Here is a 25,100-nt window from a genome sequence, read left to right as displayed (position 1 = left end):
GGTCTACAGGCCGCGCCTTGTTTTTTCAACCTTGGTTCAGCCGGTGAGACCCGCTTGCCCCGAACCGCCTCCTATTTCAGAAGACCCGAAAACCCGAGAAAGGCCATGGACAGCAGCCCCGCCGTTATCAACCCCAGCGGCGTTCCGTCAAACGGCTTGGGCATCTTCATCACCGCAAATCGTTCCCGGATACCGGCAAACAGGACCAGCGCCAGACTGTATCCTACGGCGGAGGCAAACGAAAACACCAAGGTTGTGAGAAGGTCGTACTCTTCTTGGATGTTAATGATCGCGACACCCAGCACGGCGCAGTTGGTCGTGATCAATGGGAGGAAAATACCCAAGGCGCGATACAGGCCGGGTACGGATTTCTGCAGGAACATTTCAACAAGCTGCACCAGAGCGGCGATAACGAGGATGAAAGCAATGGTGCTCAAGTAGCCCAGCCCGAAGGGATCCAGCATGTATTTCTGGACCATCCAGGTCATTACGCCCGACAAGGTAATGACGAATATGACCGCCATGCCCATGCCGATGGCGGTGTCCATGCTCTTCGATACTCCCAGGAACGGGCAGTTCCCCAAGTATCGAGCCAACAGGATGTTGTTTACGAATATGGCGCTTACAATGAGCAAAATGTATTCGGTCATGGGAGCAGGCCCTCCTACTTTTTGGCTCCGATTATGTTCATGAGGCCGAGAAGAAAACCGAGGCAGACAAACGCGCCGGGCGCTTTCAGCATGAAACCGAAGGGTTCGAACGAAGACCACATGACACTCACTCCGAAAACGCTTCCGTTTCCCAACAATTCACGCATTCCCCCTATCACGGTAAGAGCCGCCGTGTATCCGATTCCCATCCCCAGGCCATCCGCCATGGAGAGCATCACGCCGTTCTTGGATGCAAAGGCCTCGGCCCGTCCAAGCACGATGCAGTTCACCACGATAAGCGGAATGAAGATGCCCAGCGCTTCATACAATTTGAAGGTATACGCCTGCATGCAGAGTTCCACAACAACCACGAAAGAGGCGATGATCACTATGTACGATGCGAGTCGGACCTTGCTGGGGATCAGTTTCCGAAGAAGAGCCACTAACATGTTTGAACACACAAGGACGAACGTGAACGCCAATCCCATACCCAAACCGTTTTCAGCGGCAGTGGTAACCGCCAGTGTGGGACACAGCCCCAACACCAGACGAAAAGGAGGGACTTCGCGCCACAGGCCTTTGGTAAATTCGTTCAGCAGCCTCATGATGAGAATACCTCCTGCTTGATTTTTGGCAATAGCTCGAGCGCCTGTCGCACGGCTCGCACAACGGCGCCGCTGGAAACGGAGGTGCCGCTGACAGCCTGGACTTTCCCGCCATTCCCGGTCAAGTTCAGAGCACCGTCCAGATTCAATCCCTTGAACTGACCTGTAAAGGAAGGTTCCGTGGTGCGCGCGCCAAGCCCGGGCGTCTCGGAATGTTTCATAATCGAGATGCCGTCCACGACGCCCTGTTCGTTCACCCCGATCATGACGTCGATGGGCCCGCCGTATCCGGGGGCGCTCGAATCGAACGCCACCCCGATGACCTTTCCGCCCTGTTTGGCGGGGAAGAACTGCTTCTCCACAGGCTTGCCGGTTTCGTCTTTGCCAAGAGTCAGAGTGATGCGGTCCTTAATCGGGTCGTTGTCGTACCCTGAAAGCACGGCCTTTATGGAGGGTTCCTTCACGAACTTGAGATACGCGTATTCTCGAGGCTCCTCCGTGACTTGCTTTACAAACGCCAGAGTGAAGCCACTGACGCCGCAGATCACCGTCAATACGACTATCATTCGGATTATGTCACGCAACTTCCTTCACCCTCCCATACACGGCAGGCCGGATGCGGTCCATAAGCGGCACAACCGCGTTTGTAAGCAAAATGGCAAAATATACGCCGTCCACGTACCCGCCCCAGTAACGGATGATCATGGTGATCAACGCCACCATAGCGCCGGCGAGCAGCATTCCAGGCGCCGTTACGGGCATTGTGCCCTTGTCCGTTGCCAAAAAGAACGAAGCAAACACCAAACCTCCGCTGAGGAGGTGAAAAGACGGGCCTGCGTAAGTTTCCGGATCAATCTGACTGAACAAGAGGCTGAAAATCCACGCCACGCCGAGGCAGGCAACCGGTACGTGCCAGGTGATCACACGCTTAAGAATCAGATAGAGACCTCCAAGCACAAGGGCCAATATACAGACTTCTCCTATCCCTCCGGCCTTGAGTCCGATCAACAAATCCCAGGGCGGATAGGAAATCAGTTCGCTCAGGTCTTCGCGCACGAGTTTCAGCGGCAAATCGGCCGCCGCGGGGGAAGTGGTAAAGCTCTTCAGACCCGTTAGGGGCGCATGATACAGGTCCATGTATCCCGGATAGGACACGCTGAGAACGATCCATCCGACGGCGGCCGGATTGAAAGGATTGTTGCCGAGACCGCCGTATATCTGTTTGCCCAGAACGATGGCGATCAGCGCACCCACCGCCGCGCCCCACCAGGGCAAACCGGGAGGCAGCATCAGACCCAACAAAAGCCCGATCGTCAGTGCGTGACCATCATGAAGGGTGATCTTCTTGCCCATGATGCGCTGCATTCCGGCCTCGCCGGCAACAGCCATAATCATGCAGACCAGAAGCACTTTTACCGCCGACCACCCGAAGTAGTAGACGCCGACCAGCATGGTGGGCGCAAGCGCCACCAGAATATGCCGGGATATCTTGGAAACCGTCATTCCCCGATGAAGATGCGGGGACATGGAAACATAGAACTTGTGTGCACTCATGCGGACACCTTCCTGGCATTAATCTCAGACTTGCCGTACCTCATAAGATGAACCATGGGACGTTTGGCGGGACACACATATGCGCACAACCCGCATTCAATGCAATGAAACACATAATTCCGTTCCGCGTCCGCGAATCTGCCGAATTCGCAGTACTTGCTCAACTCGTTTGGCAGCAGATTCGTAGGGCAGACGCCCACGCAGGCGCCGCAGTTGAAGCACGGGTCCGGGGAGAATTTATGGACGTCCCGTTCCGCCTGAAGCATAATGCCGTAAGTCTCTTTCGTCACAGGCACATTCAACGAGTACTGAGCATAACCCATCAGCGGCCCACCCATAATTACCTTCCCGGTACCGGGGATCGATCCGCCCAGATAGGAGATGATTTCGCCCACGGGCGTTCCAATACGCACAATGAAAAGCCGAGGCTTTGAAATCCCGTTACCCCACACCGTAACGAGGCGTTCTATGTGCGGTTTCTTGTCGCGCAAGGCGGCCAAGAGATTATAGACCGTCACCACGTCCTGAACAAGAACGCCGACGTCGCGGCAGTTTCCGTCCGGCAGGGGAATCTCTTCGCCCATGAATTGTTTTATCAGAATCGGTTCTAGGGCCGACGGATACTTGCCGGACGCCACGAACAGCTCGACTCCCGCTTCATCGAACCGCTTCAGCACTTCCGTAGAAATGGGATCGTTTTCGGAAATGGCCAAAACCACCCGAGTTACGCCCGAAATCCTCCGTACGGCCTGAATACCCTGAAGGATCTCTTCAGGGAAGTTACGGAGGACGGCGCGCCGAACATACACGCCGGGTTCCGGATCGATGGCGCTAACGATGAGTGTGTGCACCTTCTTCAAAACCGGTATTCCAACCAGAAAAAGGTACATTTTGGGCCGTTCCGGGGGAGCGAGCTTGACGTGCAGCGGCAGGGCGGGAGTTCCGATCTCGATGATGCCTGAATTTCTGAGATCGCTCAAAAGCTGAGATGGTTTTCGACTCAGGAAATCAGGATCCGGATGGGCGGTCTCTATCCATTCATCCTTATCATCCGATTCTATGACCAGACTCAACACGTTGCGGCCCCGGGGCTCCGGCCAAGGAAGAATGTCCGTTACCGTTCCCGAGATGCTGGCGTGAACCGGCGCCACCGAAAACCGGTCGCTTTTCCCGATGATCTGACCGGTCTTGACTTTCTCTCCTTTGGATACGGCCGGCTCGCACATTCCGCCATGGTGCTGTTCCATGGGCAGAATTACTTTCTTAGGCAGAGGGAAAGTCTCAATCTTGTAGTCCACCCCCTGCCATTCAGGAATATGCATTCCTTTAAACGACGTTCTTTTCCACATAAGAACCCTTCGAAATTTTTACGCGTCGCATCCAATCTAATGCGGCGTTTATCGGAAGAAGATATGAAATTTGAATGCAAGGCTCTTGGAGGGTCACTTGCTTGACACATACTGGAACAAAAGTTAGGGTCCTTTTTAGTGCATTCCTCTTCAAATCGCAACAAAAAAGTGGAACGCTTGTAATTTTTTTCTCGAATAGCCATCAACCCTTAACTAATTAAAATAAGGGCATCTTTCTGCTCCCCCCTTTCCATTTTGAACATAGCAAAGAGAGAATAGAGCTGTGGAAAGCAATAGACTCAGGCGTTTCTACCATGACTTGAGGAATTTGGGCGCGCTCTCCGGGCTTGATCTGGACATCCGCAAGGAGGAAGGCTACCTGCTGGTTTCTGATCGCCAGCGGCTTTGGTGCCTGATCCGCGAAGCGGACACAGCCTGGGAAATCTGCTTCAACCGTTATTGTGACGAGGACAGTCGGATAGCGTTCATCAAAGCCATCCGAAAGATCACTCCTCATGAGGACGTTTTGATAGGAACGGACTGTGTGTTTCTCAGCCTGGAATCCTGATGGTCCCATTGCCCTTCACCCCGATTCGTTCCGGGGCCCTCGTCCCGCCGGTCCAAACTCTTCCTCCGCTCGGATTATCCACAGAGTCAGCATGAACCTTGACACTTCATGATTAGATCACATACCCTTCGCAAGGTACGAACGGCTATTGGGAAATCCATCCGGGACGGGTCAATCTGCTCCTCGGACGTCCCCCACTCGCCGGAGTCCATGACTCCGCGACTCCGATTATCCAGGTCGGGTTGCCGGCCCAACATGAAGCGATTAAGCCTATGTCGTTAAAAGAAAGACTGTCACCGGAACGTATCGAAAAAGTCAAGAAACGTTTCCTGCAGGTGGAACATCTCCCCACGATATCCTCCACTTTCGACAAGATCATCAATATGATCGATCAAGAATCCACCACCATCAGGGAGATAGAACAGATCATCAAACTCGATCAAGCCATAACCATCCGTGTTTTAAAAATCATTAACTCTCCCTTCTACGGGTACTCCGATGTGACAACCATCTCAAAGGCCATCGTGCTGCTCGGATTCAAGGAGCTGAAAAACATTGTTGTGAGCGCCGCAATCATCAATGTGCTGGACGCAAGGCAACCCATTGCCGGCCTGAAAGTGTCTGATTTCTGGCTTCATTCAATGGCCGTGGCCTTCATATCGAGATTTCTGGCAAAGAACCTCGATCTGAGCTGCGAACAGGAATCATTTACAATAGGACTCTTGCACGACATCGGAAAAGTGGCCTACCTGAAAGAAGACCCCCAACTCATGGGGGATCTGATGACCCTGGCCAAATCCAGACAGATTTCGTTTGCACAAGCCGAAGAAATCGTCGGATTGTCCCACAGCCAGGTAGGTTGGTATCTGGGCGAAAAATGGAATCTGCCCGAACGATTATGCGGCACCATCCGTCAACACCACCAACCCGACCCGGAAAGCGTCTATTTTATAGAAACGGCCATGGTCCACCTTGCCGACCATATCGCCGTCAAACTCCAAATTGGAAACTCCGGCAATGCGTGCGCGGATCCACTGGATCCTGCGGCCTTGCACAGTCTGAAACTGAATGATCAGCTCGTCTCAAAAATTCTAGATCGGATCGAAGAAAAGAAAGATGCGCTCGTACAGGTCGCCAAGAACCTGCTATCTAACTGAATACGCCTTTAGACGCGGAGAATGTTCATATGAAAGACGACAGCAAGGTCATCGACTCCAACGAACGAATCATCAAAAAGATTTCCCAGGAGAATACGGAACTCCGAAAGAAGTTGCAGCAAGTCGTCGAGCGAGTCGTTGAAAACGAGCGCATCATGAACCACTTCGCCGATATCGAGGCTCTCTTCCTGGAAACGGTCACGCTCCAAGAATTCGTCAACCGATTGTTGGCGCAACTGGAAGAACGTTTTCAGGTCTCGGCCGCGCTCGTCCTGACCTGCGAGCACCAAGGTCTGGGCGAAGGATTCTGTCCGAAAATCGAACACGAACAATTCAAATGGGTATGGTCGGAAGATCTGACAAAACGGGTGTACGGCAGCGAAGATCCGGTATTACTCAAGGAACCACTGTCCGTCGATGCAGACTACTTCTTGGGATCCCTTGCCAAGCCGATCCGTTCCATGGCCGTGATTCCTCTTCGTTCCCATAACAGACTTCTCGGAGGGCTGGCTTTAGGAAGCGAAGAGGCAGGCAGGTATCAGTCCGGCATGGACACCAGCTTCCTGGCTCGCTTGGGACGAAAGATATCGGTCGGCATAGATAATGTGCTGATGTTTGAGAGACTCAGACATCAGTCCGCCACGGACCCTCTAACGGGGCTGTTCAACAGAAGCCACTTGAGGGAAGCGCTGAACAACGAAATGAACCGGAAAAACCGTTATGGCACTCCCTTTTCATGCATCATGATCGATATGGACGGATTCAAGACCATCAACGATTCCCTGGGGCATGCAGCCGGAGACTACCTCTTAGTCGAGTTTGCCAAGCTACTCAAATCCAACGTCCGAACCACGGACATCTGTGCGCGTTACGGAGGCGACGAGTTCGTAGTCGTGCTCCCACACACAAGCTCGCAACAGGCGCTGATCACCGCGAATAAACTCGCCTGTCTGTCCGCCGCCGCTTCCATCCCATGGGAGGAGGGAACCGTACTCATGAGAGCCAGTTTCGGCGTGGCTTCCACGGACTACATCGATACGGAAGATCCGGAGACAATCTTGACGGCAGCGGACACACAACTTTACCAAGCCAAGACATCCACGGGCCTTCGCGTCCGCCCTGAGCTCAAAAGCGATCATGATCAAAACCGTTCAGAATAACAAAAGCGCCGGAACTCGGCGCCTAATAATCGAAATGAACCGCCCCTTCTCGCTCGATGACAGACGGCTCCGTGATTCTGATTTCAGCACGTAGGACTATGAAATACGAAGGCTAAGCAAAGATGTCGATTCCACGCCCCAAGTGAGTCAATTCCGGAACCTCTGAAAGCCTTGGGCTCACAGGCGATTCGGTCGTCTTTCCGGATCGGCTCCTGCTTCCGGTACGACCGCTCTCTCCCCCGCCGGCCCGCATCAGCCTCTCCTCCGGCTTAGACTCGATGCCCACCATGCCTCTGTCCACGTTCCCCTTCAGCATGGGGGATCCGCGCCCCGCTCCTACTTCCGGTACTGACTTTTCGATTTCGCTTATATCCATCCGACCAGACCTGACTTCTTTTTACACTCTCTTAATCTTTATATTACATATAGGATCCGCCTATGTCAAGTCGCATGCCCTGGTTGTGTCACAACGGTACGCGGGACAATCGATCCAGATTCCAATCAACCGAAAGCTTCTTCACCTCTTTTTTTAAATCCTCAAACAAAAGATGACCTTTCTCCAGACCGAACAGAAAAAGATCACGGGTAATCTCTACATCCTTTCTGCAGTATTCTACGACTTTTTCCATCTCTCCCGCATTGAACCACTCGAGCGCCTGCAAGCCGTCCCCACTTTTGCCGATCCCCAGCGTCCGGCGCGCAAAGTTATCCAATGAGACACGAAACCCCAGTTTGTTTTTGGCGTATTCCAATATGTCAAAGGTGGATATGCGACCAAAATCCGTATTTGTATAGGCGCTTAATACTCCATAATCGAAACCTTTGATATTGAACCCAACCACCAGATCATATTCGGGCAGACGCTTGATCAAGTCCCCCACATCGTTCTCATAGAATTCAAGAAAGCGGTTCTCGGGCTGCTCGTATAGTACGACAACGGCTACGCGCATGAGATGTTTGTTCCGCCATCCCCCTACCTCCTCTGCGGAACGACGGGTTTCCAGATCCAGATACGCGATCCTAAGGGGTCGTTTCGTCTCAGCCTTATCCACTCCAGGCTCGTCCGATCGGGGGCCCGAAGATGGTGCGTCGCTCGTTCCCAGGCTCTTTCGGTTCAGCAGCAGCTCGAGGCAGAGAATACACGCAGCTTTGTCCAACGGTTTGTTTCCGGCGCCGCATTTGGGCGAATGGATGCATGAAGGGCATCCGTCCTCACACTCACAAGACGATACCATTACCAGGGTCTTCTCGAGCAATTCCTCGATCAGCTCGTAGCCCTGATCCACCAATCCCACGCCTCCCGGATAACCGTCATAGAGAAACACGGCGCTCTTACCCACTTGAGGATGAAACGTGTACGAAATGCCCCCCACGTCGTTTCGGTCGCACAACGCCAGCAGGGGAAACATGGCAATGGCCGCGTGTTCCATGGCGTGAATGCCGCCCATGAAATGAAGCCCCAGGTCCTCGATCCGATGCTTGATTACATCGTCTATCTCGATCCAGACGCCAACGGTCTCGAAAACCTGTTCAGGCAACTCCAGAAAGTGACGACTCAGCAACTCCTGGCCGCGTATGCGTCGCTTCTCATATCCGGTGATGCGCTCCGTTACGCGTACGCGTCCCTGTTTGATCAGGAAGTTTTCGCAGGGACGACTGCGGAGAATCTCGAGGACCTCCGTCTCCTTTTCCGATTCGCACCGGGTGTAGTAGGGGACATCGACCGCACGGGCCTTGATGTTCGAGTGCTCGAAGTCCATGGCCAGAATCTCGTATTGAGTGGCCCTGTGGAGATACACTGCTCCCGGATGACATTCCCGAAACGCCCTCAAGCCCTCCACGCGCCCGATCACTTTCTGGGTTTCCGCGTGCATCACCGTAAAGGTTTCCCCCACACTTCGAATGCTCACCTGACGGTGAGGATTCCTGAGGATCGAGAACCACGAGTTCCCGCTTTCATTTCTTCCGAGGATCCTCTTCTCTTCCAGTTCTCGATACTCCCGGGCATATCGCTCGGACGGGTAGAACGGATCGTCCCCATCCAGCTCGAGCTCCGCCGCAGCGCAGGGCAGATGAGCTTTGACGACCTCGGAGTTCTCGGGGTCCGCGATGGCTCGCTCGTACTGCCTGGCAAAGAAATCCTCGGGATTGTGCATGAAATACTGGTCAAGAGCATTCGGCTGAGCGATCAGAGCTACAATCGAGTCCCGTTCTTCGCGTCCTACGCGCCCCCCGCGTTGCCATGTGGCCATCACCGTTCCCGGATAGCCCACAAGGATGCATACGTCCAATCCGCCGATATCGATACCCATCTCCAGAGCGCTGGTGGAAATGACTCCCATCAGGGCGCCCCTGGCCAGATCCCGTTCGATGGATCGCCTTTCCTCGGGCAGGAAGCCCGCGCGATAAGAACTCACCAGCCGCGTATACTCGGGCGCCATCTGTTTCACCCATACGTGAATCAGCTCCGTGACCTTTCTCGATTGCGTGAATACGATGCTCTTCAGTCCCTCGCGAAGGCAATGGATAAACAAACGGGCGGAGAAATGCGCCGGACCGACCGTCTCTGGATTTAGGAACAGGAAGTGGCGGCCTCCCTGGGGTGCGCCGCTCTGACGAACGACGCTGAACCTTTTGCCCGTAAGCCGTTCCGAAAACTCTTCGGGATTCAAGATGGTAGCGGATGAAAATATATAGCGCGGATCGGAACCGTAAAAGGCCGTGATTCTTTGCAGTCTGCGGAGAATCTGGGCCATGTGTGAACCGAAAATGCCCCGATACGTGTGCAGTTCGTCGACGACCACGTATGCGAGGCGCCGAAAGAAGGTCTCCCATGAGGCATGGGAGGCCAGGATACCCATATGCAGCATGTCGGGATTGGTAATCAACACATGCGGTGGATCGGACCGGATTTGCTTCCGATCGTTGGGACTGGTATCCCCATCGTAGACGGCGGAGCGGACAACCATGTCCGGCTCCAGCAACCGTTTCGCCTGTTGAAGAATCCTTTGTTGGTCCTGTTCCAGGGCTTTCAACGGAAACACGAACAGAGCCGAGACCGGCTCCGGCTCCGTATAGATCTTCTCGAGAAACGGCAGGGTGTAGACCAGCGTTTTGCCACTCGAAGTGGGAGTAGCCACAACCACATTCTGCCCCTTGCGCACGCGTTCCAAAGCCTCTGCCTGGTGGGTATACAGGCGTTCGATGTTCATTTGGCGCAGCAACCGGAGTAACGGGGGAGGCAATGGAGTCGACGGCGGTGCGTATTGGGCGGCCCGTTTCGGGATCTCTTTGTGATACACCAGACTCGGCCCAAACTCGTGGGAACGCTTTAGGTGCGTCAGGAAATGCTCACATGTATTCATTAGGGAATCCCGGCAGGCAGCACTGAATCGGACATCCATTTTCCGGAAGAGGCGTTTCGGCGGATCGCGAATACTCGGACGAAGACGGCCCGTTTCCTCGAATGGCGCAGCCTCGGCTTATAACGCACCCCTCACTGACGATCAAGTCTTCCTTCGCTCCCCCGTTTGCCGGCGAGCCCGAATCCAAAAAATCACGACAGGGCTCTCGATCGAGATACATGAACCTCGGGTTTGAATCCATGATGCACTCTCAAACGTCAAATCCTTTGAAGAAGCGGCAAACAGCGGTATTTTCTTCTTTACAACCGAAAAGGCGCTATGGCATAGTACTCCCTAGTTCAACAGGGAACGGGAAGCCTTTCGTTGAAGCAAAAAAGGGGGGGTAAAGAGTATGAACAAAGCGGACATCATCGCGGAAATGGCCGACGCAGCGGGCGTCTCCAAAGCCGTTGCGGGAAAGGCTCTGGACGGAATGCTCGGTGCGATCGAGGGCGCACTGAAAGATGGTGACAAGGTCACGCTGGTGGGGTTTGGGACGTTTTCGGTTGCGAAAAGGGCTGCCAGAACAGGCCGAAATCCTCAGACCAAAGAAGAGATCAAGATCCCTGCCGCCAACGTGCCCAAGTTCAAACCTGGAAACAGGTTAAAAGACGTTGTGAAGTAGGTTCTTGAACGCTTGCCCGCCGTCTTTTGTTTAGATCGACGAGACAAAAAGGTACCCTTTTAATAAGAGGCTGCCTTTTTTGTCTCTATTTCCATATTCATCGGGTTGCGATATCTCGGAAGACAACCTCTCACCGGTCTTCTCGGATTCGCATGGATTCGTCTGTGAGTTTTGAATCCGACCGGCAGAGCACGTTTTCTTGACCGCCGCAAACGGCCAAAGAAATCCTCGCCATATTTCTTCGATTCCCGGACACCGTCCGACATAAAGCCGGATGTCTGGAAGAGACCTTGCCCGCTCCGGGTGATGCTTCCCATGGAGGAAAAGCAGAGTGTCTCTTCCCGCAATTTACGTGCATTATCCTTAAGGCGGCTTCTTATCCCTATTCCGCCAGAGCCTTTTCTATTCGATTCAAACCCTCGCGAATCTGGTCCATAGAGGTGGCGAAAGATAGCCGGACGAATTCGTCCGACCCAAATCCAATGCCCGGCACTACGGCCACCTTCGCCTCCTCCAAAAGAAAGTCGGTGAAGGAATTGGAATCCTGGACGGACCGGCCCCGAAGGGTTCTACCGTAATATTCGGAAACGTTCGGGAACACGTAGAACGCGCCCCTGGGATCAAAACAGGAGATCCCGTCTATGGCGTTGAGTCGCTCGACTATGTAATCTTTCCTTTTCTGAAATGCCTCGGTCATCATTTTTACGAAATCCTGGGGACCACGAAGCGCCTCCACCGCCGCCTTCTGGGCGATCGAGTTGGGATTCGAGGTGCTCTGACTCTGTATCTTTGTTACAGCGGAGATGATTTCTGCGGGTCCGGCCATATAGCCGATGCGCCAGCCGGTCATGGAATACGTTTTGGACACGCCGTTGAGCACGAGGGTCCTGGCCTTCACCTCGGGACTAAAAGAAGCAACGCTTTTGAACACCGCACCGTCGAACAGAATCCGTTCGTACATGTCGTCGGTAATCAGGTAGAAGTCCTTCTCGACGGCCACTTCCGCGATCGCTTCCAGCTCCTCCGGGGTATACACCGCACCGGTAGGGTTGGACGGACTGTTGAGCACCAGAGCTTTTGTGGCCGGCGTCAGCACCTCCCGAAGCCGATCCGCCGAAAGTTTGAATCCTTCTTCCGCGGTGGTTTCCACGGTCACGGGATTGGCGTCCGCCAGGATGGTCATGGGAGGATAGGAAACCCAATAAGGCGCAGGGATAATGACGTCGTCACCCTCTCCGAACAAGACCTGAGCCAAATTGTAAAACGAGTGTTTCCCGCCGCAGTTGACTACCACCTGGTTCCTGGCGTAGTCGAGCCCATTGTCATTCTTGAACTTCTCGATTATGGCGTCTTTCAGTTCATCGGTGCCTCCCGCCGCCGTGTAGCGGGTGAAGCCGTCCCGTATGGCTTTGATCGCAGCCTCTTTGATGTTGTCGGGGGTGTCGAAATCCGGTTCACCGGCGCCGAAACTGACCAGGTCCACCCCTTGGGCTTTCATCGCTTTCGCTTTCGCATCCACGGCCAGAGTAGGAGATGGTTTGATTTTTTGAATTCTGTTGGAAAGTGTCATGGCTGATTCACTCCTTTATAAAAGGCGATAAAAAACTCTTTGTTGCCTTTGGGGCCCAGTAGAGGGGATTCGATCACGCCTACAGGTTCACATCCAAGTTCGAGGACAAACTCCTCGATTTTTCGGCATACGCGCAGGTGTTTTTCCGGATCTTTGACCACGCCTCCTTTACCCACTTCCGCCCTGCCCACTTCGAACTGGGGTTTGATCAACGCCACTACCAGCCCCCGGGGTTCGAGGACGTTCAGCACCGGCGGAATCAGGAGAGTAAGGGAAATAAAGGATGCATCGATAACCGCAATTGCTATAGACTCTCCCAGAGTGCTTTTGGTTAAATTGCGGGCATTGGTCTTCTCGAGCACCACCACGCGCGGATCGTTCCGCAAACTCCAGTCCAATTGTCCGTGACCCACGTCCACGGCGAAGACCTTCCGGGCGCCGTGTTTGAGCAGGCAATCGGTGAACCCCCCGGTGGAGGCCCCCACGTCCAGCGCCGCAAGTCCGGCTACGGATATTCCGAACGATTGGATGGCGCCTTCGAGCTTGTTCCCCCCACGACTTACATACGAGGGTATCCTGGACTTGACTTCCAGTCGAACCGTGTCTTCGATCCGCGTTCCCGCCTTGGACACCAACTCCCCGCCGGCATATACGGAACCGCTCAGTATCAGGGCCTGGGCCTTACTCCTGGTCGCCGCGAGTCCCTCCCGGACCAACCGTTCATCCGCCCTCAGTTTTACCATGGGGCATCCCCGACATCTCCATTATGGTTTTCAGGATGCCTTCTTCATCAATGCCCACATGCCGACGCTGCTCCTCAGGTGTGCCGTGTTCAATGAATCTGTCGGGCAGGCCCAGACGTTTGAAAGGCTTGAAAACCCCTTGATCTGAAAGCAGTTCGAGCACTGCGCTGCCGAAGCCCCCTTGAAGCGCGTTCTCTTCAACGGTTATAATCGATCGGGCCTTGTCCACGGCTTGCAGAATGGTTTCCCGGTCCAGCGGCTTGGCAAAACGCGCGTTCACTACCCCTACCCTGACCCCCAGTTCTTCCGCCTTCTCCGCCGCCCGGACCGAAGGGTACACGCGGTTGCCTATGGCGATGATCAGGATCTCTCCAGGTTCTCGCAGAACTTTTGCACGTCCGATTTCCACGGGCGAAATTTCATCTCCCAGCAACAAGCCTTCTCCTGCTCCGCGGGGGTACCGAAGGGAGGCAGGGCCGTTGTGCCGGATCGCCGTTAACAACATCCGCCGGAGTTCATCCTCGTCTGCAGGCGCCATGACCACCATGTTCGGCACCGATCGCATAAAACTCAGGTCGAAACCTCCCTGATGAGTGGCGCCGTCCTGGCCCACCAAGCCGCCCCGGTCCATAGCAAATACCACATGTAACCCGGGAATGCACACGTCATGGATGACCTGATCGTAAGCTCTCTGCATGAAGGTGGAGTAGATCGACACCACCGGTATCAGCCCTTCGGTGGCCAGACCGGCGGCGAAGGTAACCGCGTGTTGCTCGGCTATGCCCACATCGTAAAAACGCTCGGGAATTCGTTCCGCAAACAACGACAGCCCGGTGCCCTCGGGCATGGCGGCCGTGATTGCAAAGATCCGTTTGTCCTTTTCGGCGAGCTTCGTTATGGTTTCACCAAACACGGATGTATAGTCCTTGCATTTCGTCGATTTCGACGAACTTTTTCCGCTGTTCACGTCAAAACAGCCCACTCCGTGAAATCGAGTCGGATCGCATTCGGCGGGCTCGTATCCCTTTCCCTTGGTGGTCAAAACGTGCATGAGAATAGGACCTTCCAGCTCGCTCACCTTTTGAAGCGACGGTATCAGTTTATCCAACCGATGTCCCTGAATCGGTCCCACGTAGTCGAACTGGAGCGCCTCGAACAACATGCCCGGCGTGAAAAAGCTCTTGAAGGATTCCTCCGTCTTTTTCACCAGAGTAATGATGTTTTCACCGATTCCGCGCATGGTCTTGAGGATATTGCCCATTTCCTTCTTGAACCTTACGTATCGCTTACTGGTAAGGCTATGACTCAGGAACGCGGAGAGCGCACCCACATTGGGGGAGATGGACATTTCGTTATCATTCAAGATAACGATCAGGTTCTTGTCCAGATGTCCCGCGTTATTGAGCCCTTCGAAGGCCAGTCCCGCCGTCATTGCCCCGTCGCCAATGACCGCGACAACCTTGCCGAGTTCTTTCTTGAAATCCTTCGCCACGGCAATGCCGAGCCCGGCAGAGATGGAAGTGCTGCTGTGTCCCGTGTTAAATGCATCGTAGGGACTCTCTTCTCTGCGGGGAAAACCACTGATCCCCCCATATTGTCGAAGTGTGTGAAACCTGTCTTTTCGACTCGTGAGGATCTTGTGGGCGTACGCTTGGTGGCCCACATCCCAGATGATTTTGTCCGTGGGGGAGTTAAATACGTAGTGAATCGCTACAGCCAACTCGATGGTTCCCAGATTCGGGGCAAGGTGCCCCCCTGTTTTGGAAACCGAGTCCACGATAAACTCCCGGAGTTCTCCGCAAAGATCTTGCAGCTCGGAAAGTTCCAACTGTTTCAGGTCGTCCGGAGACCTCAGTCGGTCGAGAATGTGCATGAATCACCCGTCCTTCTACTCGCCGTTCACCAACTTCCGATGGGCAAATTTCGGAAAAAAGCGGAATCACTCCGTTGTCTTAAATGGACAACTCTTGAGGTAACACGGCCATCACGGCTATTTCCCGGGAACAAAAAACGCAAAAAACCCTTTGGAAGTCGCTACCAAAGGGAATAGACCGATCCGACTACTTATTCCGGGTCAACAGGTACTCAGCGATGGCCCGCAAAGGGTCCGACCTGGCGTCCATTTCGGACAGAGCGTTTAACGCCAGTTCCACCGTCCGGCGTTCCCGTCTCTGTGACTCCTCTATGCCCAGGACAGCGGGATACGTGGCCTTCTTCCTTTGTTCGTCGCTCCCCACGGGCTTTCCCAGCTCACGGCTGTCTCCCAAAACATCCAGCAGATCGTCCCGAATTTGAAACGCCAATCCGAGGTACCGGCCATATTCGGATAGAGCGGATACCGAAGCCCGGTCCCCGCCGGCAAGGATCGCCCCGCCGGCGACCGAGGCCCGTATCAGAGCCGCTGTTTTGGCGGCGTGCATAAAGTCGACCAGTTCCAAAGATGGCTGCGTGTCCTCAGCCTCCATGTCCACGACCTGCCCGCCGACCATTCCACGGAATCCTGCTTCCTGTGCCAGGAGCTGAGTAGCCTCGAGCAGATTCCAGGGATCCACACCCGGATATAAGAAACGCCGGGTCATCACTGCGAAGGCTTCCGTAAGCAAACCGTCACCCGCTAAAATGGCTGCGGCCTCTCCAAATTTTTTGTGATTCGTCGGTTGGCCCCGACGGAAATCGTCGTCATCCATGGCCGGAAGGTCATCGTGAATCAGGGAATAGGCATGGATCATTTCTATGGCGCACGCGAAGTTCAGAATGCCGTCGAAGTCTCCGCCTACTGCCTCGGCGCCCGCCAGACAAAGGACAGGGCGGATCCTTTTCCCGCCGGCCAAAAGACTGTACCGCATGGCCTCAACCACGGTCTTCTGCAAAGTATCCACTGGAGGCAGGAGCGCTTCTAGGGTCTCGTTAATCCGCTTCCGGCGGGCCTCTAAATACGCCTTCAGATCCATTTCACTTGCCGTGCCCGGATTCGGACTCGTCCACTTCAAAAGGTTCGGGTTTTAAACGTCCCTTCTCGTCCTGCAGCAGGATTTGCACTTTTCGTTCTGCCTCGTCAAGCTTCTGTCTGCAATAGCGGGCCAACCCTACGCCGGTCTCGAAGGCTTCCAACGAATCGTCGAGAGACAATTCCGCGCCTTCCATTTTCCGGACGATTTCTTCCAGTTCGACCAACGCCTCTTCAAACTTTTTTGGCTTGCCCACTATTTCAGCTCCATTTTTCCGCTGTATCCCCGGTACTCTCTTTCGCGCATCGCTGAAGGCAGAGGCCTGCTCCCGCCTCCCGAACCAGGTCGACCCAGCCGGCGGAGATGTTCTACGATGTCGCGGAGAGTCGCCCGATGCGCGCCGCTAGGGCCCACGGAGATCGGCATCAATGAATCCGGTTTAGTGACTTAACATGTGCGACCGATCGAGCAATTGAAGCGGATCGATACGAGCCCCGTTCAGACGGGCGCCCCAGTGAAGATGTACGCCGGTGGAACGTCCGGTGCTTCCGGCCTTACCGACGACCTCTCCCCGGCGAATCCGGTCTCCCTGCCGAACGAGGGGACGTTCAAGATGGAAATACATGGTGTACAAGCTGTGACCGTGATCCACAAAAACGCTGATTCCCGAGTAATACAGGTCTCGAACCAAAGCCACCCTGCCGTCGTTCGAGCAAATTACATTTTCATTTTTTTGGGCCCGGAAGTCAACCCCGGAGTGTGGACTTCTTCTATTGCCGTTTATGTACGTCCTGACACCGAATTCGCCGGTTAATTTCCCCGGAATAGGCCTAAGAAAGGACTCCCTCCAAAATCGCGTGGGATCGACACGGATCCACAGAGCCTCCAAAAGCTCGCTCTCTTCCCGGATGCGCTCCAACGTTTGCGGGTCCGGCTCTTTCTCCTTGATCTCGAGCCGACGGACTCCATACCCCTTTTCAAGGATATGCACCTTGGAGGTAAACACATCATCCTTGGTGCGAAGCGTCAGATAAACGGGGCCGGGCTCCTGATCGATATCGATGCCGATGAAACCGATCCATCGGTTCGCCTGGTCGTCATCCCGGTACACATGCAGTTCGCGCCCCAAAAAGTCCCCGGATAGGCCTTCCGCCCTATGCGGAAAAGAAACCTCGAGCCGCATCAAGGCGCCCTGATAAAGCGTATCCGGAAACCAAGCGATCTCGGGAGAACTCGGATTCGATCCTGCCGATGCAGCCAAAACGGTCATCAGAACAGCGAATGCCAGAAGAACTCCTCCGATGCGCCCTACATATCCGGCGAACGGTCCGGCAGTCATCTCCTTTTTTGACATTGTCACTTTTCTGCCTTTTACCATACGGATCCGCCAGAAGTATGAAGCAGCCGAATGCGCCTGCCCGACACGCGGCAACGCGTTTTCCCGCTAAATTTCAGCTGTCTTCCACCCGCTCCACCGAGCATCGAATGGTTCCCTTATGCAAACGCACCCGCACCTTGTCCCCGGATTTTACATCGCCTGCTTTCACGAGTACGGTATTCTGGGGCAACCGAGTCGTGATGCTGTAGCCCCGCTCGAGCACGTTCAGCGGATTGACCCCGTTGAGACGCTCCGTGAGCCGCTGCACATCTTTCCGGCAGCGTTCGAGCAGTCTGTCCTGAAGAAACGTCAGGTGTCTGTGGATATCGATCAGCCGGTCGCCGTACCGTTCGATCTTTTCCAAGGGGCGTTGCCCATGAAGCGTCTGAACCGCCGTCTCTAACCTATGCTCCCTGGACGTCAAAAGCGATCTCTGATAAAAGGCCAGCCTGTCCTGAAAATCGTCCACTCGAAGCCGGCCTTCGGAGATCTGCCGACGGGGATCCGCGACTCTCAGCGCCAGATTTTCCAAACGTTCACGCATCAGGACCAACCGGTTCGTCAACGTCCGACCGAGTGCCGACGCATGTGAAGCAATAGCCGCCAACAGGTCCGTTTTCAAAGGAGACAGTATCTCCGCGGCCACGGACGGAGTGGGAGCCCGTTTGTCCGCCACAAAATCCGAAATCGTGAAGTCGATTTCATGTCCTACTGCGGAAAGCACCGGAATGCGGCTTCGGAAGATAGCCCTCGCCACAACCTCTTCGTTAAACGGCCAGAGATCTTCCAGAGAGCCGCCGCCCCTGGTAAGAACGATGACATCGGCGTCGATCTGAGCATTCACGAGGTCCAGACCTTCCGCGATCTCTCCGGCGGCTTCCGCCCCCTGTACCCTCACGGGATAGATCAGAATCTCCATGGCGCCGTAACGGCGATCCATGACGTGAATGAAATCCCGTAAGGCCGCGCCCGTGGGAGAGGTGATCACCACCACGCGCCGAGGCAGAAAGGGTAACGGCTTCTTCAAGGACTCGTCAAAAAGTCCTTCTTCCTGAAGCTTCTTCAGCAATTGTTCGAATGCCAGTTGAAGCGCGCCCTGTCCCAGAGGTTCGAGACGTTCCAGTATGATCTGGTACTCCCCCCTCGGTTCGTACAACGTGAGGCGGCCCAGACAGACCACGGCCATCCCGTCCTCCGGCCTGAACCGCAGAAGCTGGTTCTGGTGATGGAACATCACGGCGCGAATCTGAGCTTTCTTGTCTTTGAGAACAAAGTAGAAGTGGCCCGAAGACGGCACGCGAAAATTCGAGATTTCCCCTTCAACCCATACGAGGGGAAACTGGGACTCCAAGAGGTTTTTGATCTCTCTGGTGAGTCGAGTTACAGTGTAGACTTCTGTTTCCAACGGTTCCGGATCACAATCGATGGTGTTTGCGTGTATGCGATGAATAAGAGATTTCAGGAATCATACCATACTATCTTGAGAAACTACTCGTACTCTTTGGGAACCGCACAGATCATTACAAAGGCGTTCGTGGGCGAAGTGTTCTTGTACCGATGCTTTTCATCAGGCAAGATCAAGGCGAAATCCCCTTTTCCAACAGGCCGTTCTTCGCCGCTTTCCGAGACAATGACGCCTTCCCCCTCTATAATATAGTTCAGATGCTCGAATGGGTGTGAATGAAAAGGCGTGTGCCCGTTGGGCGAGATCGTAAACACGCGGAGCGAAAAATTGGGCGAGCCGTGGTCTTTGGATATGGGCACCTGCTTGGCCACGTTCTTGGCCCCTTCCAGGGTCATTTCGAGTTTTTCCAGATGTTTCAGGTTCGTAACATTCATGGAGATCCTCCCAATAGGGTAATATTCCGGTTTCGTTTACAGTGAAGTTTTTCGCTCGAGTTCGCCGAGACCCGATGCGGGACTCGGCCCCACCTTCTCGTTTCTTCTGCTGTCATATTTGGGCCGCAACCAGAGATGAAAATGAAGGTCCGAGGAGGTGATCTTGAACCCCACCTTATGGCATATCCGGACGGCTGGGTAATTGCTTCCGAAAGTTCTGACTACGACGTGCGTAGCGCCCGCCTTGGCCAAATCGTAGAGCGCCGCCTTGTTGAGTTCCTCGCCCAAGCCGGCGCTTCGATTGTTCGGATTGACGCCGATGAAGTCCAAACTCGCGTAATTTCCGCCCACGGCCTTGGAAAACGCGGCGTTAAATCGGTACAGGATAAAGCCCTCGACCTGACCCTCACGAAGCACAATCCGGGAACGGAAGTCTTTCTTGAACGCAAAACCCGAAAGATACTGCTTATATATCTCGGCAGCGTCATGCTCGGAAACTTCCGGGTCGTACATGAAACGGTTGTGGAAATGAGTATTCCGGACCAGATCGATCACCTGGTTCTGCAATTGCTCGGGGCATGATACACAGTTGTTGTCGCCGTATTCGTCGGGCGCCGGCGACTCGATGAGCGATCGCGCGAGATACACCTCGTTTCCAACGAATCGGAACCCGTTGTCCTCGAGGGCTTGGATGGCGTTCGTATCGCCGTTCGCCACCCGGCAGTCCAAGAAGTCGGCGGTTGTCATGTGATCGAGGAGATACCGCAGCATGGTCTTCAGGTAGGCGACACTGTCCAGGCGAGTTAGAAAGTGCTGTATGGCGAACATCCTGGCTCCGAACATCTCCGACATCCACGGCAAACTTCGTGCACTGATCAGCCCCGAAAGACGTTGTCCTTGCCGGAGACAAGCGCTCTCCAATTCCGGGTCCGCCAGCGTGGTTTTGAGAAATTCCGCCATTTTGCGTTTCGGAATGTTCAATTGCCTGAGTTGGAAGTCTTTATGGGGGTACTCCTGGAAGAGCAGGTCCACCTGCGGGTAGTCTTCATCGGTCAACGGTCTGATTGACAGATCGGCGAATTCGATACTACTCATTTGGTCCCTCTAAATCGATGCTTGTGCTGCCCGACCACAGGGTGGTCTGCACGGCCACGGCCGGATCCCAACGCACAAACGGCTCATGGCGCTCGCCCGGATCCACCACCAGGGGTATTCCCGTCGGTGTCACGGATGTAGACACCCACCCCCGCCACTCCGCCATCGTTCGATACACTTTCATCCCTCCGAAAAACTGCTCTCGTTTGACGGAATCGTACCTAACCGTCTGCTGAAGGTAGTCGTTCAACCTCAAGTATATCGTTCGAGGATCTTTTTCGTCTCCGAAGATCCGAGCCGCCAGTGACCTGATTTCCGGTAAGGTGGCATCGATTTTCGGGGAGGAGGCAAGATATGACAGAGCTGGATGCCCGTCCGGCGGGTCTCCTCCCTCTCCCCCCGGCGCCATGGGAAGAGCGTGCTCCAGGAGTTGTCCGACATCGACTTGATACCTGAAAAAGAAATCGAAATGAACGGATTGATCATGACGCGCATCGGGAATCCGCACTTCGAACCACCGGTTCCCCGCGTCATCGACAGCCAATGACAACGGCAGGTCCGGCCGGACATGCTCCTCCGCGGCAAGGAGCGTTTTCCCGAATCCCTCGCGCGGCGCCGATACGCGAAACGAAATGGGGCCGTTGAATTCCGGTTCCACGATCTTAAAGTGGATGCGGTAAATCCCGCTCATCCTGAACCGCGTAAGAGGTATCACTTCCCGCGCCACGCCCGAACGTTTGATTTCATCCAGGCGGGCGGCTCGGGTGTGGCAAACGGCCCAACTCCGCCCGAGCAAATTCGATGAGTCATCTCCCAAAGGCTGAACGCCCAGATCCAACAGACGGATCAAGCGCTCGAAATCGAGCTTCGGCTGAAATACCAGAAGCACAATGGTCTTGAAACGAGGAAATTTGAGGGCCACATCCGAGAAGTCGACGCCGGTCTGCTCTCCCCGGACTCTCTCCAGCCAGGCTTCCCCGGTCTCCGCCATCGAAACCGGACACCACAGTCCCACGCCAACGGCAGCCAGGACGCTGATAACCACCCACAAGCACGCCACCCGGCATATCGGAGCGATAGGGCCTCTTCCTTTCATCGCCGGGCTCTCCCAAAACGGATGCAATGGATCTCCCCTCGATATACGCCCTGACGGTAAGAGCATCGGACCGGTGTTGCGTGCAGTCAAGATGTTCCTGTGCGCGGAAGGCGTTTCCACCCGGACGGATTGGTGGGATGTAAACGCCGGACTGGACCGGGTCTTCAATACCTCGTGCGGCCGATCTTGCTTGCGAGGCTGGACTTTTCGTGGTAATTTCAAAGGTATATCGGGGAGGCCAGAAGGTATTCGAGTGTCACCTTAGCGTCGCCCATGCCAAAATGCCGCTTGAGCCCGCAAGTATTGATACACGATCATCTGTACCCGCAACATCCTGGTGTTCAACATGTGATGCAATGTGGAGAAGATGATAATTTAACAGGCCGGAAGTGTCAAGACAACTCCCCGGATCCGGCCGCGTCCGGGAGAATACATGGAGGAATAAGGGGTCCGATTCCATTACATACCCCATGGACACTTCCCGATGAAGCGGAGAAATATCCCACAGAAGCTCTTCAACCCGACGGAACTTCGCGGGCCCGGCCTCGAACGAACCAAAGGCTGTTCGTCCCTCATCGCCTTACGGACGTCCTGGGATAACGGATTCTTACCCGGTCTTCGAACCCCATGAATTTAATGTGTCGAGCGGATCCGGGGCCGGCACGCAAGGAGCAGGCTGTGAGGAGAAGAATCACATTCATCGCGCTTGGCTTGGTATGCCTCTGCCTTCTGATTGCCGGAGGAGGCTATCTCTGGATCCAATATACCCTCTCGAGAAGTCTCTCCCGAATCGATGGGGAAATCGTCTGCGCGGGCCTGGAACTCCCGGTCGAAATCATACGGGACAACTACGGAATACCCCATATCTACGCCCAAAACGAATCCGATCTCTTTTTAGCCATGGGCTACGCCATGGCCCAGGATCGATTGTGGCAGATGGAATTCCACCGCCGCCTGGGAAGCGGCCGGGTATCCGAACTGTTCGGCGAAGATTTCATCGGAGTGGATCGGTATTTCAGGATGCTGACCGCCAAAGGCATGAAGAAAGAAATCCTTCCCGAGCTTGTCCCCCTCGCCCGCTCCTTTGCGAGCGGCGCTAACGCCTACATAGACACGCACCGCGATCGTCTTCCTCCCGAGTTCATATTACTGGGCTATCGACCCGAACCTTGGATGGAACTCGATTTCCTCCCCATTCTGAAGGTCGTCAACTGGGCATTGAGTTCCGGTTGGAAGGTGGATCTGACCGCCTCGGAGGTATTGGATCGGGTGGGAAAGCTTAAGTTCGAGGAAGCGTTCCCCGGATGGCCCGACAGTGCGCCCTTGATCGTTCCCGATGCCTCCATTCCCCTCGCCCGGCTCAATAGAATTCATCAGAAAATCATGAGATCCGCTCAACGTCTTTCGGGCCTTTCTTTTTCATGCGCAAGCAACAACTGGGCAGTGTCCGGCCGGCGCTCCGTAACGGGAAAGCCTCTTCTCGCCAACGACACCCATTTAGGCCTGTCCAATCCCTCTTTCTGGTGGGAAGTGCATCTGGAATGTCCCACGATCCATGCCGCCGGTTTCTGCGTCCCCGGCGTGCCCGGGGTGTCCGCAGGGCACAACCGTCATGTGGCCTGGGGCATCACCAATGTGATGGTGGATGACGTGGATTTCTACATCGAGAAGATCCGTCCGGAGAATCCCAATCAATACTGGTACATAGACCACTGGGAAGATATGGAAACCGTGGAGGAGGAAATCCATGTCAAGGGGAAATCTTCCGAAAGGATCAAGATCCGTTTGACCCGCCACGGGCCGGTTATAAACCCTGCGGAGCCCGTCGAGGGAGAGCCGGTCGTTTCAGCGAGATGGACCTTTGCCGAAAGGCCTCAGCCGTTCCGTGCCGCCTACCTGCTGCTCAAGGCCGAAAGCATCCATGACATCAGGAAAGCTCTGGCGCACTGGGAATTGCCCGGCCTCAATTTTGTCTTTGCCGACGACGCCGGAAACATAGGCTACTGGTGTTGCGCCGCCATTCCCAGACGTCCTAAGGGGGACGGCCTTCTGCCGGTTCCCGGCTGGTCCGGAGAATACGAGTGGGAAGGATTCGTTCCGTTCGAGGAAAAGCCCCACCTCATCAACCCCGCTGAGGGCTTCATCGCCACGGCCAACAGCAAGCTAACGGGAAAAGGCTACCCGTACGAGATCAGCCGCTACTGGGAGCCGTCAGATCGGATTTACCGGATCCACGACATGATCGGCGGCTCAAAGACCTTGTCCGTGGAAGACATGAAACGGATGCAGATGGACGCCTATTCTCAAGTCGCCAAGGACGTTACCCCGAAACTGATCCAAGCCGTTACGGCCGGTCTGACGAGCGACAAGTCCCAAAAGGCCGTAAAACTCCTGGCGGAATGGGACTTCGTCATGTCCAAAGAAAGCGTCGGAGCGTGTCTTTTCGAAGCGATCCTGCGCAACATGCTGGAAAAGACCTTCATGGACGAATTGGGAGAGCCTCTTTTCAAAGACTATCTGAGCACACCGGGGTTTCCATACCGGGCCATGACAGCCATGATCCGAAACGGCGCCTCACCCTGGTTCGACGACGCCAAAACCCCCCAAACGGAAACCATGGATGACATCATTTCAGCCGCTGCTGAACAAGCCTTTGTCGAGCTGGAAGGACTCGTCGGCGACAAGGTAGAAGACTGGTCGTGGGGACGAATTCACACGCTCACCTTTGAACACGTGCTCGGGAAGAAAGTCCTGCTGGATCGTTTCTTCAATCTGGGCCCGTTCCCGGTGGACGGGAGCAACCACACGGTGGACAAGAAGCAGTATGACAACGCCCATCCCTATGCTGCGATTCATGGAGTATCCCAGCGTATGATCGTAGATCTATCGAATCCTGAAACAGCGCTTCACGTTCTGCCCACCGGGGAATCGGGGCACCTGGGCAGTCCACATTACGCGGATCAGATCGATCTCTACTTGAAAGGCGGCTACCATCCCGCCTGGACAACGCGTCAAGACGTGGAAAGCCACAGTGAAGCAAGGTTAAGCCTCAAGCCGGCTTCGGAATAAAGATCGCGACATTTCGACCTGTCGGCGGCGAGGTTCGCGCGGAAAAGGCAACCGTCTCCTGTTTCGCGAACACAAACGTTGAAGGGCTTGTGTGATTGTACTACACTTACGCAATCGACCTGCTTGAAGAACTTGCCCGTAATTCTGAGTTGCGGCTTGTGTATTCACATAATTATGTTTAGATTATGAAATGTTAACCTCTCGAACGGTTTTCCCTTCTATTATTATGTGGTTGACTCTCAGGCTTCGTGCAGCGCGCCTTCGTTGCTTCCTCTCGAATTCAGAGCTCG

General features: G+C 54.7%; 22 protein-coding genes. 5 read left to right on the top strand and 17 right to left on the bottom strand.

What is annotated here, in order from left to right:
- Nucleotides 1–71: 71 nt before the first annotated feature.
- Genes rsxA through HY788_22120 form a run of 5 tightly spaced genes read right to left on the bottom strand, consistent with a single transcriptional unit; the run spans nt 72 to nt 4,158 of the window.
- Complete coding sequence (rsxA, locus tag HY788_22140; GenBank protein ID MBI4776845.1) at nt 72–650, bottom strand: electron transport complex subunit RsxA; 579 nt, start codon at nt 648–650, stop codon at nt 72–74.
- A gap of 14 nt (nt 651–664) precedes the next feature.
- Complete coding sequence (locus HY788_22135) at nt 665–1,255, bottom strand: electron transport complex subunit E (GenBank protein MBI4776844.1); 591 nt, start codon at nt 1,253–1,255, stop codon at nt 665–667.
- A complete protein-coding gene (locus HY788_22130; GenBank protein ID MBI4776843.1) occupies nt 1,252–1,839 on the bottom strand; it encodes an RnfABCDGE type electron transport complex subunit G in 588 nt (195 codons plus the stop codon). The genes HY788_22135 and HY788_22130 overlap by 4 nt, the downstream gene beginning before the upstream one ends.
- Nucleotides 1,832–2,809 (bottom strand): RnfABCDGE type electron transport complex subunit D, encoded by a 978-nt coding sequence (locus HY788_22125; GenBank protein ID MBI4776842.1) that lies wholly within the window; start codon nt 2,807–2,809, stop codon nt 1,832–1,834. Before HY788_22125 ends, HY788_22130 begins: the two co-directional genes overlap by 8 nt.
- A complete protein-coding gene (locus tag HY788_22120) occupies nt 2,806–4,158 on the bottom strand; it encodes an RnfABCDGE type electron transport complex subunit C (protein MBI4776841.1) in 1,353 nt (450 codons plus the stop codon). Before HY788_22120 ends, HY788_22125 begins: the two co-directional genes overlap by 4 nt.
- A gap of 283 nt (nt 4,159–4,441) precedes the next feature.
- On the opposite strand from HY788_22120, the gene HY788_22115 reads away from it, so the two are divergent.
- The 3 genes from HY788_22115 to HY788_22105 all read left to right on the top strand — a co-directional run bounded on the left by HY788_22115 (nt 4,442) and on the right by HY788_22105 (nt 7,043).
- On the top strand, nt 4,442–4,726 hold the full coding sequence (locus HY788_22115; protein MBI4776840.1) for a hypothetical protein: 285 nt from the start codon (nt 4,442–4,444) through the stop codon (nt 4,724–4,726).
- A gap of 272 nt (nt 4,727–4,998) precedes the next feature.
- Entirely contained in the window at nt 4,999–5,883 is an 885-nt protein-coding gene (locus HY788_22110; protein MBI4776839.1) for an HDOD domain-containing protein, read from the top strand.
- Between the two features lie 29 nt (nt 5,884–5,912).
- Nucleotides 5,913–7,043 (top strand): sensor domain-containing diguanylate cyclase, encoded by a 1,131-nt coding sequence (locus tag HY788_22105; protein MBI4776838.1) that lies wholly within the window; start codon nt 5,913–5,915, stop codon nt 7,041–7,043.
- Between the two features lie 112 nt (nt 7,044–7,155).
- Here the strand turns inward: HY788_22105 and HY788_22100 are convergent, their stop codons facing one another.
- Nucleotides 7,156–7,359 carry a hypothetical protein gene (locus HY788_22100; protein MBI4776837.1) on the bottom strand — a complete coding sequence of 68 codons (204 nt, stop codon included), beginning with the start codon at nt 7,357–7,359 and terminating at the stop codon, nt 7,156–7,158.
- 148 nt (nt 7,360–7,507) lie between these two features.
- Nucleotides 7,508–10,408 (bottom strand): DEAD/DEAH box helicase, encoded by a 2,901-nt coding sequence (locus HY788_22095; protein MBI4776836.1) that lies wholly within the window; start codon nt 10,406–10,408, stop codon nt 7,508–7,510.
- Nucleotides 10,409–10,799: 391 nt separating this feature from the next.
- On the opposite strand from HY788_22095, the gene HY788_22090 reads away from it, so the two are divergent.
- Nucleotides 10,800–11,072, top strand: a complete 273-nt coding sequence (locus tag HY788_22090) for an HU family DNA-binding protein (protein ID MBI4776835.1) — start codon at nt 10,800–10,802, stop codon at nt 11,070–11,072.
- A gap of 382 nt (nt 11,073–11,454) precedes the next feature.
- Here HY788_22090 and HY788_22085 read toward each other — a convergent pair whose 3' ends face one another.
- The 10 genes from HY788_22085 to HY788_22040 form a co-directional block, all read right to left on the bottom strand.
- Nucleotides 11,455–12,642, bottom strand: a complete 1,188-nt coding sequence (locus HY788_22085) for a pyridoxal phosphate-dependent aminotransferase (GenBank protein ID MBI4776834.1) — start codon at nt 12,640–12,642, stop codon at nt 11,455–11,457.
- Nucleotides 12,639–13,385 (bottom strand): TlyA family RNA methyltransferase, encoded by a 747-nt coding sequence (locus HY788_22080; protein MBI4776833.1) that lies wholly within the window; start codon nt 13,383–13,385, stop codon nt 12,639–12,641. Before HY788_22080 ends, HY788_22085 begins: the two co-directional genes overlap by 4 nt.
- A complete protein-coding gene (locus tag HY788_22075) occupies nt 13,363–15,258 on the bottom strand; it encodes a 1-deoxy-D-xylulose-5-phosphate synthase (protein MBI4776832.1) in 1,896 nt (631 codons plus the stop codon). Before HY788_22075 ends, HY788_22080 begins: the two co-directional genes overlap by 23 nt.
- A gap of 187 nt (nt 15,259–15,445) precedes the next feature.
- Entirely contained in the window at nt 15,446–16,336 is an 891-nt protein-coding gene (locus HY788_22070; GenBank protein ID MBI4776831.1) for a polyprenyl synthetase family protein, read from the bottom strand.
- Nucleotide 16,337: 1 nt separating this feature from the next.
- Nucleotides 16,338–16,589: an exodeoxyribonuclease VII small subunit gene (locus tag HY788_22065; GenBank protein ID MBI4776830.1), complete on the bottom strand. Its 252-nt coding sequence runs from the start codon at nt 16,587–16,589 to the stop codon at nt 16,338–16,340.
- A 183-nt stretch (nt 16,590–16,772) separates the two neighbouring features.
- Nucleotides 16,773–17,687, bottom strand: coding sequence for a M23 family metallopeptidase (locus HY788_22060; GenBank protein ID MBI4776829.1), 915 nt, complete (start codon nt 17,685–17,687; stop codon nt 16,773–16,775).
- A 97-nt stretch (nt 17,688–17,784) separates the two neighbouring features.
- Nucleotides 17,785–19,137, bottom strand: coding sequence for an exodeoxyribonuclease VII large subunit (locus tag HY788_22055; protein MBI4776828.1), 1,353 nt, complete (start codon nt 19,135–19,137; stop codon nt 17,785–17,787).
- A gap of 62 nt (nt 19,138–19,199) precedes the next feature.
- Nucleotides 19,200–19,550: a cupin domain-containing protein gene (locus tag HY788_22050; protein MBI4776827.1), complete on the bottom strand. Its 351-nt coding sequence runs from the start codon at nt 19,548–19,550 to the stop codon at nt 19,200–19,202.
- 36 nt (nt 19,551–19,586) lie between these two features.
- The gene (locus tag HY788_22045) at nt 19,587–20,645 is read right to left on the bottom strand and encodes a GNAT family N-acetyltransferase (GenBank protein ID MBI4776826.1); all 1,059 of its coding nucleotides are present in this window, start codon (nt 20,643–20,645) and stop codon (nt 19,587–19,589) included.
- Entirely contained in the window at nt 20,638–21,741 is a 1,104-nt protein-coding gene (locus HY788_22040) for a hypothetical protein (GenBank protein MBI4776825.1), read from the bottom strand. The genes HY788_22045 and HY788_22040 overlap by 8 nt, the downstream gene beginning before the upstream one ends.
- A 678-nt stretch (nt 21,742–22,419) precedes the next feature.
- Between HY788_22040 and HY788_22035 the strand changes: the two genes are divergently transcribed.
- Nucleotides 22,420–24,810 carry a penicillin acylase family protein gene (locus HY788_22035; protein ID MBI4776824.1) on the top strand — a complete coding sequence of 797 codons (2,391 nt, stop codon included), beginning with the start codon at nt 22,420–22,422 and terminating at the stop codon, nt 24,808–24,810.
- Nucleotides 24,811–25,100: the final 290 nt, after the last annotated feature.

It is taken from the genome of Deltaproteobacteria bacterium (genome assembly GCA_016208165.1).
Classification (GTDB): domain Bacteria; phylum Desulfobacterota; class Desulfarculia; order JACQYL01; family JACQYL01; genus JACQYL01.
Note: the sequence above shows the minus strand (reverse complement) of the source record. Positions and strands in the feature narration are given on the sequence as shown.

Coding starts and splice junctions, on each gene's coding strand:
- rsxA (MBI4776845.1), bottom strand. CDS start 650: ATGACCGAATACATTTTGCTCATTGTAAGCGCCATATTCGTAAACAAC.
- HY788_22135 (MBI4776844.1), bottom strand. CDS start 1,255: ATGAGGCTGCTGAACGAATTTACCAAAGGCCTGTGGCGCGAAGTCCCT.
- HY788_22125 (MBI4776842.1), bottom strand. CDS start 2,809: ATGAGTGCACACAAGTTCTATGTTTCCATGTCCCCGCATCTTCATCGG.
- HY788_22120 (MBI4776841.1), bottom strand. CDS start 4,158: ATGTGGAAAAGAACGTCGTTTAAAGGAATGCATATTCCTGAATGGCAG.
- HY788_22110 (MBI4776839.1), top strand. CDS start 4,999: ATGTCGTTAAAAGAAAGACTGTCACCGGAACGTATCGAAAAAGTCAAG.
- HY788_22105 (MBI4776838.1), top strand. CDS start 5,913: ATGAAAGACGACAGCAAGGTCATCGACTCCAACGAACGAATCATCAAA.
- HY788_22100 (MBI4776837.1), bottom strand. CDS start 7,359: ATGCTGAAGGGGAACGTGGACAGAGGCATGGTGGGCATCGAGTCTAAG.
- HY788_22095 (MBI4776836.1), bottom strand. CDS start 10,408: ATGAATACATGTGAGCATTTCCTGACGCACCTAAAGCGTTCCCACGAG.
- HY788_22090 (MBI4776835.1), top strand. CDS start 10,800: ATGAACAAAGCGGACATCATCGCGGAAATGGCCGACGCAGCGGGCGTC.
- HY788_22085 (MBI4776834.1), bottom strand. CDS start 12,642: ATGACACTTTCCAACAGAATTCAAAAAATCAAACCATCTCCTACTCTG.
- HY788_22080 (MBI4776833.1), bottom strand. CDS start 13,385: ATGGTAAAACTGAGGGCGGATGAACGGTTGGTCCGGGAGGGACTCGCG.
- HY788_22075 (MBI4776832.1), bottom strand. CDS start 15,258: ATGCACATTCTCGACCGACTGAGGTCTCCGGACGACCTGAAACAGTTG.
- HY788_22070 (MBI4776831.1), bottom strand. CDS start 16,336: ATGGATCTGAAGGCGTATTTAGAGGCCCGCCGGAAGCGGATTAACGAG.
- HY788_22060 (MBI4776829.1), bottom strand. CDS start 17,687: ATGTCAAAAAAGGAGATGACTGCCGGACCGTTCGCCGGATATGTAGGG.
- HY788_22050 (MBI4776827.1), bottom strand. CDS start 19,550: ATGAATGTTACGAACCTGAAACATCTGGAAAAACTCGAAATGACCCTG.
- HY788_22045 (MBI4776826.1), bottom strand. CDS start 20,645: ATGAGTAGTATCGAATTCGCCGATCTGTCAATCAGACCGTTGACCGAT.
- HY788_22040 (MBI4776825.1), bottom strand. CDS start 21,741: ATGAAAGGAAGAGGCCCTATCGCTCCGATATGCCGGGTGGCGTGCTTG.